We start from the raw sequence: 13,739 nt of genomic DNA on the forward strand, positions 1-13,739 counted from the left end.
GGTTGCGCATAAAATCACGACTGTTCTCGGTTGCGCGGGAAAAGCGTAATCGGTTTTCTTCGGCATTAAAGTGCCTTACAGAATACAGACAGATAGGAGATTGCCATGCTCACAAAATACTGGAGCCAATTCAAAAGCGGAACGGATATCCGCGGTGTTGCAAGTGATGGCGTTGCCGGGGAAGAAGTCAATCTGACGGATGAGAATATTGAAAAAATGACGGCAGGCTTTGCGCTTTGGCTTTCGGACTCTGTTAAAAAAGACGTTTCCGCTTTGAAAGTGGCCGTCGGGCATGATTCGCGGATTTCCGCCGACCGGATTCAGGCTGCCGTTACACGCACGCTGACCGCCGCGGGCGTACAGGTGCTGGACTGCGGACTTGCTTCCACACCGTCCATGTTTATGACAACCGTCGACCTTGGCTGTGATGGTTCCGTTCAGATTACGGCGAGCCACCACCCGTTCAACCGGAACGGCTTGAAATTCTTTACAAAAAACGGCGGACTGGACTCGCCGGATATTGAAGCGATTCTTCTGCATGCCCAGGACGGGGACAAACCCGCAGAAGGGAAGGGCAGTGTAAAAACCGTCGATTATATGTCGCAGTACAGCGCACATCTGCGCGCAATGATTCAAAAAGGTGTAAACGCGGCGGACTACGCTCACCCGCTGAAAGGATTCCACATCGTCGTTGACGCCGGAAACGGTGCGGGCGGGTTTTATGCCCGCGATGTGCTGGAACCGCTCGGCGCGGATATCTCCGGAAGCCAGTTTCTAGAGCCGGACGGGCATTTCCCGAACCACATTCCGAATCCGGAAAATGAAACTGCGATGAAATCCGTCTGTGCGGCGACGGTCGAAGCCGGGGCGGATCTGGGCGTGATCTTTGACACCGACGTGGACCGCGGCGGCGCGGTGGACGAGCGCGGAGACGAGATAAACCGCAACCGTCTGGTGGCGATTGCCTCGGCGATTGCTCTGGAAGGGAACGGGGGAGGGACGATTGTAACCGACTCGATTACTTCCAGCGGATTAAACCAATACATAGAAAAAACCCTTGGCGGAAAACATCACCGTTTCAAAAGAGGCTATAAAAATGTGATCAACGAGGCGGTGCGCCTGAACAGCGAAGGCGTGAACTGCCCGCTTGCAATCGAAACTTCCGGCCATGCCGCCATGCGGGAGAATTATTTTCTGGACGACGGCGCCTACCTTGTGACGAAGATCATTATCAAGTCGGCGCAGCTCCGTGCGCAGGGGAAAAAGCTGGAGGATTTACTCGCGCCTTTGGCGGAGCCGGTGGAAGCAGCGGAGCTCCGTTTTCCCATTCGGACAGAAAACTTCCGAGAATACGGCCAAAAGGTGATTGCGGATTTAACGGAATACGCAAAACAACATCCTGCGTGGCATATCGCGCCCGAGAATTACGAGGGCCTGCGGGTGTTGTTCGGCAAAGAGGATGGCGACGGCTGGTTCCTTCTCCGCCTGAGCGTTCATGATCCCCTTATGCCGCTGAACGTGGAAAGCGACTCCCAAGGCGGCGTCCGGAAGATTCTGAATCAGCTGTCCGGTTATCTGAACACCTGTAGAGAGCTTGATCTGTCCCCGCTTAAAGAATATTGATACAAAAGTGAGGGGAAACACCCTTTGCTTTGTATATTGTTAACCGTAAGTGTGTCGAATTTTGAATAATAAGGAGAGAAAAGAATGGATCGGAATACAATTGTCATCGGCTGCGACAATGCAGCGGTTGATATGAAAAACATGATTGCCGAACACCTCAGGAACAAGGGCTATAACGTGGAAAATGTGGGATGTGACGAGTCGAGCGACCCTACCAATTATCCGAGCGTTGCAAAACGCCTCTGCGAGAGTATCATCAACAGCGGCTACAACAAGCGCGGAATTTTAATCTGCGGCACCGGAATCGGCATGGCGATGTGCGCGAACAAGTTCAAGGGCATCCGCGCCGCCGTATGCCACGACGCGTATTCCGCAGAGCGCGCCGCGCTGAGCAATAATGCGAACGTGATTTGTATGGGCGCACGCGTAATCGGCCCCGAGCTTGCGAAAAAGATCGTTGACGAATGGCTTCCGCTGGAGTACAGGGACGGCCGTTCCACCGCAAAGATTAAGGAAATTGCAGGAATCGAAACAGAGAACTTTAAATAAGATTTGCATCGGAACAAGGAGGATTCCATGGAACGCAGAAAAAAGATTTACTTAGGAACCAACACCAAGATGTATAAAACGACAGAGCAGACGGTTGCGTTTCTGAAAAGACTCAATGAACTCACGCAGGATATTTCCCGCGACAGAATGGAGTTATTCGTCATACCTTCCTATACAACGCTGACTGCGGCACGTGAAAGCGTGCCGCGGGAAAGCATCCTGTTAGGCGCCCAGAACATGGGCTGGGAAGAACAGGGTCAGTTTACCGGTGAAATTTCGCCGTTAATGCTGCGGGAAGCCGGTATGGATATCGTTATGGTCGGCCATTCGGAGCGCCGCCATGTATTCCGCGAAACAGACGCGGAGGAAAATAAAAAAGTCCTGTGTGCGTTGCAGCATGCTTTCCGGCCGCTCCTTTGCGTCGGCGAAACTGCCGAGGAAAAGGATTTCGGAATTGCCGAGGAGGTGCTGCGCACACAGTTGAAGGTCGGTTTTCACGGGGTTACGCCGGAGCAGGCCAAGACCGTTTGGGTTGCTTACGAGCCGGTTTGGGCGATCGGTGTGAACGGCGTGCCTGCTTCAAAAGAGTATGCCGACCATATTCATAAGGTGATCCGCGATACGCTGGCGGAACGGTTCGGCGCCGAAATCGGCGGCGATATTCCGGTCCTTTACGGCGGAAGCGTAAACCCGCAGAATGCGGAAGGATTAATCCGGATGCCTTATATAGACGGCCTGTTCATCGGCCGCAGCGCGTGGGACGCGGATAATTTCAACTCCATTATCCGGACGGTTCTGCCGCTGTTTGAAGAAAAACGGAAGAAGGAGGCTGCTGTATGAAACAAACCCAGCTTTATGCGCTGAATGAATCCATCCGCAACCTCGATTACGTTCTTGCTACCTATTATATAGAGCTGCCGAAGGAGACCAATGTGGTTGAGAAAGCCGCCGGTATGATTATCGGCCAGACGCTCGGCACATGGGTTCCGGTTCCGGGCATCACGGATGAAATGCGCGAAGAGCACATGGGCAAGGTGGTCAATATCATTGACCTGCCTCCGTGCGATCTTTCCACACAGGTGCAGACGGACACCGTTCCCTACCTGATTCAGCTCGCGTATCCGATTTCCAATTTCGGCGCGCAGTTCCCGCAGATGATGGTTACCCTCCTCGGAAACGACGCTTCGACCTCCGCACAGGTCAAGCTGGTTGATCTTCAGTTTCCGGAGAGCTTTGTAAAGGAATTCAAAGGCCCGCATTTCGGTATTGAAGGGATTCGTCAATTTGCCGGTGTACCGGAACGCCCGCTGTTACTGAATATGATTAAGCCCTGCACCGGTTTTACGCCGGACGTCGGCGCAAAGATTTTTTACGAAACGGCGCTGGGCGGCGTGGATTTCATTAAGGACGACGAACTGCTCGGCAACCCGGATTTCTGCTCGAATGTGGAGCGCGTAAAGGCGTATCAGAAAGCCTCCGACGCCGCGTACGAGAAAACCGGGCACCGTACCGTTTATATCTGCAATATTACCGACCGCGCGGACCGCATCGTCGACAATGCGAAACGCTGCATCGACGCGGGCGCAAAGGCGATTATGGTCAGCTACGCGGCGGTTGGCTACAGCATGGTGCGCACCCTTGCGGAAAGCGTAAACGTACCGATTTTGGGTCACTATGCAGGTTCCGGCATGTTCTACGAAGGGATTGTCAGCGGATTTTCGTCTCCGTTTGCCACCGGCCTTTTCCCAAGAATGGCGGGCGCGGATATGATTATGATGAATACGCCTTACGGGGGATATCCGCTGAAATTCCAGAAATATATCCAAACGGCACACGAAATGTCCCTGCCGTACTACCAACTCAAGCCTTCCATGCCCATCGTCGGGGGCGGCGTACATCCGGGTATTACGGAGCGCTATGTGAAGGATTTGGGAAGCGATATTGTCTTCGCCGCGGGCGGTGCCATTCAGGGTCACCCGATGGGCGCCGCGGCGGGCGCGCGTGCAATGCGTCAGGCAATCGATGCCGTGATGTCCGGAATTCCTCTGGAAGATGCGGCGAAGGAACAGGAAGAGCTTCGTGCTGCGCTGGAACGTTTTGGCCGCCGCAAGTGAGGCTGCTCCGAATCCCACTGGAACAGGATATACGGGCTGCCGCAGGCAAGGGCGGACCGGCATTCCTTCAAAACACAACGATAGATAGAGGTGTTTACTTTGCAGCAATATGACATCATTCTCATCGGCGGCGGCATTATGGGCTGCTCCATTGCAAGGGAACTTTCCAAGTACAAGCTGAAAATCGCCGTATGTGAAGCCGCCGCCGACGTGGCGTCCGGCACGACCAAAGCGAACGGCGGGCTGATTCACGCGGGGGACGATCCGATTCCCGGAACGCTGAAAGCTTTTTTAAACAGCAAGGGCTGCTTAATGTACCCGATTCTTTCCGAAAAGCTCGGGTTCCGTTTTCATAAAAGAGGTTCCATGGTCGTCGGATTTACCGAGGATGACCTCGCCGTTTTGAAAACATTGCTGGAACGCGGCCGCCTGAACGGTGCACCCGATCTGGAGCTGATCAGCGGCGACCGTATTTTTGAACTGGAGCCGGAAACAAACCGGAAGGCGAAATACGCGCTTTATACCCCGCACACCGGCATTGTCGACCCGTTCGAGGTTGCCATTGCCTTTTGCGAGAATGCGGTTGCAAACGGCGTGCAGTTCCATCTTTCTTCCCCTGTAACGGCGATCCGTAAAACGGACGGCGGCTTTGCCGTGACGATTCCCAAGGGCGAATTAAACGGAAAATATATCATTAACTGCGCCGGTGTGCATGCGGATGACGTGGCCCGCTTGGCCGGTGCGGATGAATTTACAATTCAGGCGCGCCACGGCGACCTGCTCGTAATGGACAAGAACTGCGGCGTCAAAGACGTTATGACGCTGTATCCGATTCCGAAGCCGGACACAAAGGGCGTTGTTTTGATGAGTACCGTTTCCGGGAATATTCTGGTAGGTTCGACCGCCGTTATGATGGAGAAAGACGATATTGCAAGCTACCGCGAAGGCATTGATGAGTTAATCGCCGGTGCAAACAAGCTGATTGAAAGGCTGGATATCCGGAAGGTGATCCGTACCTTCGCCGGGAACCGTGCCGTGGTTGTGGGGAACAACAACGACTTTTACATCCGTCCTTCGCAAAAGGTTGCCGGTCTGTTCCATGTCGCCGGGATTCAGTCCCCGGGTATCGCTTGCGCTCCCGCCGTCGCGGCCTATGTCGTGCAAATGCTGAAAGGCTGCGGCGTACCGATGGAAGAGAAGAAAAACTTTATCGATACAAGAAAGGCCCCTGTTGATTTCAGTTCTCTTTCCACGGAAGAACAGGATGAGCTTATCCATAGGAATTCCGCATACGGCAGGATTGTCTGCCGCTGCGAATGTGTAACGGAGGGCGAAATTATTGATGCCATGCACCGGAATCCGCAGCCCACAACGGTCGATGCAATCAAGCGCCGCACGCGCGCGGGCATGGGACGCTGCCAGAGCGGGTTCTGCCAGCAGAAGGTTCTGAGCATTATGGCGAAAGAGCTGGGATGCAGCCCAACAGAAATCGAACTTGGCGCCAAGGGTTCGCAGATTGTCTATTCAAAGCTGAAGGAGGGCTGCTAACATGAACGAATTTCTTTTTGACGTTGTCGTAATCGGTGGCGGCCCCGCCGGCATGGCGGCGGCAATCGAGGCGCGGAAAAACGGTGCGAGCGTTGCCCTGGTGGAACGCAACCCACGTTTGGGCGGCATTCTGTTACAGTGCATTCACAGCGGATTCGGCCTGAAATGCTTTAAACAGGAGCTGACCGGGCCGGAGTATGCCCAGCGGTTTATCAATCAACTGGATGAAACGGATATCCAGGTGTTTCTTTCCACCATGGTACTGCAAATAACGAAGGATAAAAAAGTAGTCTGCATGAATGAAAAAGGAATTTCCGTTTTAAATGCGAAAGCGGTTGTTTTGGCGATGGGGTGCCGCGAACGTACCCGCGGCGAAATCAAGATTCCGGGCGACCGCTGCGCGGGTGTTCTGACCGCGGGCCTTGCCCAGCACTATATCAATATTGACAACTATTGCCCCGGACATAAATTTGTCATTCTCGGTTCCGGCGACATCGGCCTGATCATGGCGCGCCGGCTCAGTCTGGAAGGAATGACCGTGCAGGGCGTTTATGAGCTGATGCCCTACCCGAACGGCCTGACAAGAAATATTAAGAACTGCCTTGAAGATTTTGGGATTCCGCTGCACCTTTCGACCACGGTAACCCGCGTAATCGGGAAAAACGGCCGTGTTGCCGCTGTTGAGGTAACAAAAGTGGACGAAAAATTGCAGCCTGTCGAAGGTACTTCCGAAATCGTACCTTGCGACACGCTGCTTCTTTCCGTTGGTCTTGTACCGGAGAACGAACTGTCCTCCGGCGCCGGTGTTGCATTAAGCCCGCGCACACATGGCGCGGTTGTGAACGACAGCTTACAGACAAGCGTTCCCGGCATCTTTGCCTGCGGGAATGTCCTCCATGTGCATGACCTTGCCGATAATGTAACCGCGGAAGCACAGCACGCCGGTGCGTGCGCCGCCGTCTTCGCGAAAGGCGGGTCAAGGGAAGATGGTGCGGCGATTGCCGTAAACTGTGAGGATCCGATCGGCTACACCGTTCCGTCAACGATTTGTTCGCGGGAGAAAGCCTCCGTGCTTTTCCGTGTGCGCCGTCCTGTTGAAAACGCTCGTATGGTGGTAACGTCCGAAGGCAATGTCCTGTTACAGGGAAAGCTGCGCAAATATATACCGAGCATCATGGAAGAACTGGTTTTGCCGTCCGCCATCCTGCAGAAGGCTGGCAGCGAAATCACCCTGCAAATCGAATCTGTTTAAGGAGGGAAGATCCATGAATCCAAAAGAACTTGTATGCACGGTTTGTCCGAACAGCTGCAATGTAACGGTTGAACGGAACGGGAAGGGCGAAGCCGTTAAGGTAACGGGAAACCGCTGCCCGCGCGGCGAGGCTTTCGCCAAACAGGAAGTCACCTGCCCCATGCGGGTAATTACCAGCACCGTCCTGCTTCGCGGGGAAGACGGCAGGGAAGCACTTCTTCCGGTTCGCTCCTCGGAGGCTTTCGCACTGAGCAAGCATGCCCGGACGATGGAGCTGCTCCGGCATATGACGGTACGCGCGCCCGTAAAAATGGGCGATATCGTGGTTCGCAACGTGCTGGATACCGGAGTGGATATTATTGCGTCCTGTGATTCCTGATTCTATGTAATTTTTCCGAACCGGCTTATTGGGCCTTTTTCCCGTTTGCCGCGGCGCTTTTGTTTTGCGGCGCGGCGTCGTAAATCCGGCATCCGTATTTACTGAGCGATGTGTGCCACTCCTGGGAAACAGGCCGGTCGGTGAAGATTGCATTTAAGCAATCGTATCCGCAGATGGTGATAAACGAAGCCTGGTCAAATTTTGTGTAATCGGCTACGAGGTAGCGTTCCTTGCTGCGCCGAATGATGGTCTTTCGTATCTGCGCCAGATCATCGTTCGAATCGGTTACCCCCTGATCGATGGAGAGGGTGCGGCAGGAGAAAAAGGCTTTGTCCACATAATACTCTTCCAGAGCTTTCTGCGCTTTACTCCCATAAAACGCAAGCTCCTTGAGCGAGAAAAATCCCCCGGTGCAAATCAGGCGCATGTTTTCCTTCTGGGACAAAAGATTGATAATGGGCAGAGAATTGGTAACGAGGGTCAGCCTCATATCCTGAATCACCTTTGCGATTGCATAAGTCGTCGTTGAATTGTCCAGAAAGATTACGTCGCCGTTTTGAATGATTTGCTTGCATTTTTCGGCAATAGCGTTCTTTTCTTCCAGATAGACAGTGGAACGAATACTGTAGTCAATCAGGTTTTCAACGCCCGTCTGAACGAAGGCGCCGCCGTACGAACGAAGCAGCACTCCCTCCTTTTCAAGACTGCGCAGATCGCGCCGAATGGTCTCATCCGTTACGTCAAACATCTGCGCCAGCTCCGTAACGGTGGCGCTCTTTCGCTCCAGAATCAGATCCTTTATTTTTTGCTTGCGTGTAACCGATAACATTGCATTGACACCCTTTCCTTTTGCGGCTTTATTCTTGAAAGATTCCGACCCTTTCCATTGGAATGCCGCATTTCTTATCATTTATTCAAAATTGATTTCCCATAAAGTCCACAATAGCAGGGAAAAAATCCCAAACAATTCTGTATCTCTATGTTTTAAATCAACTATTTTCTGAAAATCAGCCATAACAATCAACACAAATCAACATCGTATAAATTCATTTTGTAAATATTATATAGGATATACACAATTATGTAAATAGTTTTGATAAAATAATATATATAACCGTCTAAAAACCATTGACACTCCAACACGATTATGATATAATTCAACACGAATCCAAAAGATAACGAAACATACAAAAACTAAGAATGGAGAGATAAGATGTTTGTCCAGGATCACTACCCGGCCGATGATGAAGCAAAAGAAGCAATCGTCAAATACGGACGCGGTTTATTTGAACACGGATATGTGGTTTCCAATGATGGAAATATAACGGTTAAGGTTTCGGAAAATGAAGTCTGGTGTACGCCTACCGATGTATCCAAGGGAGCGATGACACCGGAAATGATGACCAAACTCGACTTGGACGGCAATATTCTGGCAGGCGCCGGAAATCCTTCTTCTGAAGTAAAAATGCATTTACGTGTCTATAAGGAAAACCCGGATGTCCGCGCGGTTGTGCACGCGCATCCGATTTATGCGACAACCTTCTCCATTGCCGGTATTGCGCTGGATGAGCCCACGTTAATGGAAGCTTTAATGCAGATCGGCTGCGTACCGGTTGCCAAATATGCAAAGCCCGGTGTGGAAGAGGTCCCCGACAGTATTGCTCCATTCTGCAAAAAATATAACGCCGTTCTTCTTTCCAACCACGGAGCCCTTACCTGGGGCGATTCCATCGGAATGGCATACCGCCGGATGGAAGTACTCGAAGACTATGCGAAGGTCACGTTTAATTTACATATGCTCGGCAAGACCCGTTTCCTGACGAACGATCAGCTGGCCGGTCTCGACGAACGCCGCCGTCTCGGCGGATTTTCCCCGGTCCCGATGCCGCTCGGCGTAAATGAGCCGCAGAATACGACGGATGTCCTGCCGAAGATCGGCTGAAAAATCCGCCCGGATTTCTTTAAATCGGTATGAAAAGAGGACATACTACATGCTAAGTAAAGATCTGATACGTCTTGACCTTGATGTTGCGAACCGGGAAGAAGCGATTCGCATATTGGCCGAAGATTTTGTAAAAGCCGGTGTTGTAAAGCCCAGTTTTGTAGACGCTGTACTCGAGCGGGAACAGCGTTCCCCAACGGCGCTGCCGGCTGTGGCTTACGACATTGCCATTCCCCATACGGTGAGTGAGCATGTTATTACCCCTGCAATGAACATCGCCGTCCTGAAGCATCCGGTTGCATTTCAGCAGATGGGGTCGCCGGAAATTACCCTTCACCCGCAGGTGCTGTTCATGCTTGCGATCAGCGATCCGAAGGATCAGCTTTCGCTGCTGCGCCGGATTATGAAGATGCTGCAGAACAAGGAATTGCTGAATCAGGTACGCGAAGCAAAAACAAAGGACGGGATTTACGATTTGCTGCAACCGGTAATCGACGTCTGACGCTTTTTTCCGACATTAATGCCGAGGCTGACGCCAAGGCGTTAAAATGACAATATTATTTAAAGGGAGTGCGTTTCTATGGCAACAAGAATTAGGATTCTGTCTGTTTGTGGTTCAGGTGTTGTAACCTCTTCCATGGTGGCAAACAAGTTGAAGGACATGTTTGCGGAAAAAGGCTATGACGCAGAGACCGTCGAGGCCAATTCCAGCGAGGTGGAAGGCTGCTGCAGCCGTCAGCATTTTGATTTGATTGCGTATGCCAGCCCAATCGGCGACAACTGCGGCGTGCCTGCTTTCAATGCAATCGGTCTTATCACCGGAATGGGCGAGGACGAATTTATGGAGGAGGCGATCGAAGCGCTGCATAAAGCCGGAAAGTAAACGGGAGGATCTCTTAAAAGGCAAGAATATTGCGGATTAAGAGGGAAAAGAAATGCGTGAGTTCAGCATTTCAAAAATCAGAAATTGGGAGGATTAACAATGTTTTTTACGGCAGTAAAAACCTTCTTTGACACATTCGGACCAGTTGTATTTGTGCCAGTTGTAATCTTCATCATTGCGGTCGCTCTGAAAGTTCCTGTAAAAAAGGCTTTCATGTCCGGTTTGTCCGCGGGTGTTGGCTTGGAAGGGTTTAACCTGGTTATCGGCGCTTACAGCCCCATTATCACTCCGGTCATCAATCAGCTCGTTAAGGATACCGGAATTAAATTGAACATCCTTGATATGGGCTGGCAAACCACTTCCATTATAGCCTATTCGACAAACATCGGCATGGTTTATCTGGTGATCGCCATTGTTCTTCAGATCGTATTGTTCCTCACACGTTATACAAACGTTTTCCAGGCGGGAGACCTTTGGAACAACTATTCCTACATGGCGTGGGGCTCCGTACTGTTCCTTCTCACCGGAAACTTCGCATTGAGCCTGGCCTGCATGATTGTTCAGCAGCTGTTCACACTCTGCTTTACAGAAGTCATCGAGGAAAGATGGTCCAAGTATTATCATTATCCGAACTGCACAATCGCATCCTTACATACTGCTACCGTCGGCGTATATGCAATCGGTATGAACTGGCTGCTGAATCGTATGGGCCTTTATAAGGTAAAGGCGGACCCTGAAAGCTTCCGCAAACGCTTCGGCTTCCTTGGCGAGCCTATGACACTGGGCCTTCTGCTCGGCTTGTTCATCGGCATCATCGGCAACATCAAGCACCTGGGCGAGCTCAAATCCTGGGGCACAATCCTTGTCTGCGGCGTTGCCACCGCTTCCGTTATGGCTGTTTTCCCGAAGATCTCCGGTATTTTCGCCGGTTCCTTCGGACCGATCACGGAAGCTTCCAAGAAGTCTGTTAAAGGCACAAAGGGCGAGTGGTATCTGGCGGTTAACGATGCCTGCGGTTACGGCGAAACAGCCACACTGATTTCCGGTATCGTTCTGATGCCGATCGTTCTGCTCCTTTCCTTCGTGCTTCCGGGCAACCAGACCCTGCCGATGCTTGATCTTGTTGCTATTCCATATGTAATCCAGCCTTGTGTTGCCTGCTCAAACGGCAACATGCTGAAATCCATCATCTCCGGCGGCATCTTCTGTGTGATTTTCCTGTATTGCTGCACAATGACCGGCGGCGCATTTACAGAAGTTGCCAAGAGTGTCGGTACGATTAAGCTTGAGGCCGGCGTCATGATGATTACCAGTTTCATCATCCTTGGTCAGCCTGTCGGCGCAATTATCTTCATGGCGTTCCTTTCTCAGAATCCGTTCGCCATTGCGGCGGTTATCGTAGCTTATGTATTCTGCTATGTCTTCGTACGCAAGAACCGCACAAAGATCCATGCATGGATCGAAGAAGAGGCGCTCAATCCCGGCCACGAGAAGGTCAACACAACGCCTGCTGCTGCACAATAATTTTGCAATCCGGTAATGATCCACTACCGTCCCAGCAATGCATTCCAGTATCGACCCAATAATGAATAGAATTGAAAAGAAAAGGTGCCGCACTGTTTCGGCGGTGTGCCGCCTTTTCTTTTTCTTAAAAATCCTTTAAAGATTCTGATGCGCGCTGCGCACATGTCCGGAAAGCTTTTAAAGTCAGGGAGGAATTCGAATTGGTGTATCAGGGAAATCCGGTGTCCGAAGGGATCGCAATGGGGAAAGTTATGCTGTATGAGCCGTTTATACCCGTAGTTGACGGTACGGCGATCTCCAAAGAAGAAATACCGGCGGCGTTGAGCCATTATAAAAATGCGCGCGGCGGCGCGAAAGAGGAACTGGAGGCATTGCATTCCCGGCTCCGGCAGGATGACCCCGGGAAAGCCAAGATCATAAAGGCTCATATGGACATCCTGTTTGATGTAGCCATGGAAGAGGAAATCCAGGACGCGATTTCCGACGGAAAAAGCACGGAAGCGGCTGTGGACAAAATCTTCCGCAAATACATCAGAATAATCGGCAAATCCGCGGATGAGCGGATTCGTGAGCGCGCTTCCGATCTGGAGGACGTAAGGTGCCGCCTGCTGCGGAACTGTATGGGCGTGAAAGAAAAAAATCTTGCGTTTTTAACCGATCCGGTTGTTGTTGTGGCAAAGGATTTATTCCCGTCCGACACCGCTTCCATGGACCGTAAAAAAGTTCTTGCGATTGTTACCGAAGTGGGCGGCCCCACTTCGCATACGGCGATTATCGCGCGCAGCTATGAAATTCCGGCTCTTCTCGGCGTGCCGAATATTCTTTCCGGGCTTCAGAACGGCCAGCAGGTAATTGTCGACGCTGTGGAGGGCAGCCTGATTACCGATCCGACCGACGAGGAACAAAAGGCTTATAAGGAAAAAGAGATTCGGTTTCAGGAGAAGGCCGCGGAAACCAGGCAGTACCTTGAAGGAGACGCCGTTACGAAAGACGGGGTTAAAATAGAGGTGGAACTGAATATCGGTTCCGCCAATGCACAGGAAATCCATGACATTCAGTATACAAACGGCGTGGGCCTTTTCCGCTCCGAATTTTTGTATATGGGAAGGGACACGCTGCCTTCGGAAGAAGAACAGTATAAGATTTACCGCAAGGTTCTGACGCAGGCGGGCGGCAATCCGGTTACGCTGCGCACACTGGATATCGGCGGAGATAAGAAGCTGGACTGCATGGAGCTTCCGAAAGAAGACAACCCCTTCCTCGGCAACCGTGCGCTGCGGCTCTGCCTGCAGCACCGCGATATTTTTAAAACCCAGCTCCGTGCCGCGCTTCGTGCCGGAACCATCGGAAATCTGTGGATTATGTTCCCAATGGTGGGAAGCCTGGATGATGTTCGCAGCGCCAAAGCGGTTGTCCGCGAGGTACAGCAGGATTTGGACCGCGAAAAGATTGAATATGGCAAAAACATCAAATTCGGCATTATGATTGAAATCCCCGCAATTGCCATGATTGCGGATCTGGCGGTAAAAGAGGTTGATTTTGCAAGTATCGGCACCAATGACCTTTGCCAGTATACCACCGCAGTCGATCGCCTGAACCAGAACGTCGCAAGCTACTATCAAAGCTACCATCCGGCCATGTTCCGTCTCATCCGCTACACGGTCGAGCAGTTCAACAAAGCCGGAAAACCGATTGGGGTCTGCGGCGAACTGGGCGGCGACAAGCTTGCCATGCCGGTACTGCTTGGCTTTGGGATGCGCCGCATCAGCATGGGAATCGCTTCGCTTGCCCGCGCGAAAAAAATTATTTCCCGTCTGGATCTGAACCTTGCAAAGGAAATGGCGGACAAAGTATGCCGAATGGAAACGGCCGGGGATGTGGAAGCGTATCTGAAGGATTCGCTGAAAGATATTATTTAAGGAGAT

At 51.8% G+C, this 13,739-nt stretch carries 13 protein-coding genes; 12 read left to right on the forward strand and 1 reads right to left on the reverse strand.

What is annotated here, in order from left to right; all coding sequences use genetic code 11:
- Positions 1 to 105 precede the first annotated feature (105 nt).
- From OUY18_RS12130 to OUY18_RS12160, 7 genes are all read left to right on the forward strand, one after another.
- Positions 106 to 1,623, forward strand: a complete 1,518-nt coding sequence (locus OUY18_RS12130; protein WP_268059057.1) for a phosphomannomutase/phosphoglucomutase — start codon at positions 106 to 108, stop codon at positions 1,621 to 1,623.
- Positions 1,624 to 1,707: 84 nt separating this feature from the next.
- Positions 1,708 to 2,172, forward strand: coding sequence for a ribose 5-phosphate isomerase B (gene rpiB / locus OUY18_RS12135; protein WP_268059058.1), 465 nt, complete (start codon positions 1,708 to 1,710; stop codon positions 2,170 to 2,172).
- A 27-nt stretch (positions 2,173 to 2,199) separates the two neighbouring features.
- Complete coding sequence (locus tag OUY18_RS12140) at positions 2,200 to 3,012, forward strand: triose-phosphate isomerase (protein ID WP_268059059.1); 813 nt, start codon at positions 2,200 to 2,202, stop codon at positions 3,010 to 3,012.
- Complete coding sequence (locus OUY18_RS12145) at positions 3,009 to 4,286, forward strand: RuBisCO large subunit C-terminal-like domain-containing protein (RefSeq protein WP_268059060.1); 1,278 nt, start codon at positions 3,009 to 3,011, stop codon at positions 4,284 to 4,286. The genes OUY18_RS12140 and OUY18_RS12145 overlap by 4 nt, the downstream gene beginning before the upstream one ends.
- A gap of 99 nt (positions 4,287 to 4,385) precedes the next feature.
- Positions 4,386 to 5,834: an NAD(P)/FAD-dependent oxidoreductase gene (locus OUY18_RS12150; RefSeq protein WP_268059061.1), complete on the forward strand. Its 1,449-nt coding sequence runs from the start codon at positions 4,386 to 4,388 to the stop codon at positions 5,832 to 5,834.
- A 1-nt stretch (position 5,835) separates the two neighbouring features.
- Entirely contained in the window at positions 5,836 to 7,086 is a 1,251-nt protein-coding gene (locus tag OUY18_RS12155; RefSeq protein ID WP_268059062.1) for an NAD(P)/FAD-dependent oxidoreductase, read from the forward strand.
- A 13-nt stretch (positions 7,087 to 7,099) separates the two neighbouring features.
- On the forward strand, positions 7,100 to 7,465 hold the full coding sequence (locus OUY18_RS12160) for a DUF1667 domain-containing protein (protein WP_268059063.1): 366 nt from the start codon (positions 7,100 to 7,102) through the stop codon (positions 7,463 to 7,465).
- A 25-nt stretch (positions 7,466 to 7,490) separates the two neighbouring features.
- Here the strand turns inward: OUY18_RS12160 and OUY18_RS12165 are convergent, their stop codons facing one another.
- The gene (locus tag OUY18_RS12165) at positions 7,491 to 8,294 is read right to left on the reverse strand and encodes a DeoR/GlpR family DNA-binding transcription regulator (protein ID WP_268059064.1); all 804 of its coding nucleotides are present in this window, start codon (positions 8,292 to 8,294) and stop codon (positions 7,491 to 7,493) included.
- Between the two features lie 384 nt (positions 8,295 to 8,678).
- Between OUY18_RS12165 and OUY18_RS12170 the strand changes: the two genes are divergently transcribed.
- The 5 genes from OUY18_RS12170 (at position 8,679) to ptsP (ending at position 13,733) form a co-directional block, all read left to right on the forward strand.
- Positions 8,679 to 9,407 (forward strand): class II aldolase/adducin family protein, encoded by a 729-nt coding sequence (locus tag OUY18_RS12170; RefSeq protein WP_268059065.1) that lies wholly within the window; start codon positions 8,679 to 8,681, stop codon positions 9,405 to 9,407.
- 49 nt (positions 9,408 to 9,456) lie between these two features.
- Entirely contained in the window at positions 9,457 to 9,909 is a 453-nt protein-coding gene (locus OUY18_RS12175) for a PTS sugar transporter subunit IIA (RefSeq protein WP_268059066.1), read from the forward strand.
- Positions 9,910 to 9,987: 78 nt separating this feature from the next.
- Complete coding sequence (locus OUY18_RS12180) at positions 9,988 to 10,290, forward strand: PTS sugar transporter subunit IIB (protein ID WP_268059067.1); 303 nt, start codon at positions 9,988 to 9,990, stop codon at positions 10,288 to 10,290.
- Between the two features lie 99 nt (positions 10,291 to 10,389).
- A complete protein-coding gene (locus tag OUY18_RS12185) occupies positions 10,390 to 11,814 on the forward strand; it encodes a PTS transporter subunit IIC (protein ID WP_268059068.1) in 1,425 nt (474 codons plus the stop codon).
- A gap of 203 nt (positions 11,815 to 12,017) precedes the next feature.
- Positions 12,018 to 13,733, forward strand: a complete 1,716-nt coding sequence (ptsP, locus tag OUY18_RS12190) for a phosphoenolpyruvate--protein phosphotransferase (RefSeq protein WP_268059095.1) — start codon at positions 12,018 to 12,020, stop codon at positions 13,731 to 13,733.
- Positions 13,734 to 13,739 lie beyond the last annotated feature (6 nt).

Origin of the sequence: Caproiciproducens galactitolivorans, from assembly GCF_026672255.1 — a bacterium.
GTDB lineage: Bacteria > Bacillota > Clostridia > Oscillospirales > Acutalibacteraceae > Caproiciproducens > Caproiciproducens galactitolivorans_A.

Excerpts from the sequence above, each read along its gene's own strand:
- OUY18_RS12130 (WP_268059057.1), top strand. The coding sequence starts at position 106 with ATGCTCACAAAATACTGGAGCCAATTCAAAAGCGGAACGGATATCCGC.
- rpiB (WP_268059058.1), top strand. The coding sequence starts at position 1,708 with ATGGATCGGAATACAATTGTCATCGGCTGCGACAATGCAGCGGTTGAT.
- OUY18_RS12140 (WP_268059059.1), top strand. The coding sequence starts at position 2,200 with ATGGAACGCAGAAAAAAGATTTACTTAGGAACCAACACCAAGATGTAT.
- OUY18_RS12145 (WP_268059060.1), top strand. The coding sequence starts at position 3,009 with ATGAAACAAACCCAGCTTTATGCGCTGAATGAATCCATCCGCAACCTC.
- OUY18_RS12155 (WP_268059062.1), top strand. The coding sequence starts at position 5,836 with ATGAACGAATTTCTTTTTGACGTTGTCGTAATCGGTGGCGGCCCCGCC.
- OUY18_RS12160 (WP_268059063.1), top strand. The coding sequence starts at position 7,100 with ATGAATCCAAAAGAACTTGTATGCACGGTTTGTCCGAACAGCTGCAAT.
- OUY18_RS12165 (WP_268059064.1), bottom strand. The coding sequence starts at position 8,294 with ATGTTATCGGTTACACGCAAGCAAAAAATAAAGGATCTGATTCTGGAG.
- OUY18_RS12170 (WP_268059065.1), top strand. The coding sequence starts at position 8,679 with ATGTTTGTCCAGGATCACTACCCGGCCGATGATGAAGCAAAAGAAGCA.
- OUY18_RS12175 (WP_268059066.1), top strand. The coding sequence starts at position 9,457 with ATGCTAAGTAAAGATCTGATACGTCTTGACCTTGATGTTGCGAACCGG.
- OUY18_RS12180 (WP_268059067.1), top strand. The coding sequence starts at position 9,988 with ATGGCAACAAGAATTAGGATTCTGTCTGTTTGTGGTTCAGGTGTTGTA.
- OUY18_RS12185 (WP_268059068.1), top strand. The coding sequence starts at position 10,390 with ATGTTTTTTACGGCAGTAAAAACCTTCTTTGACACATTCGGACCAGTT.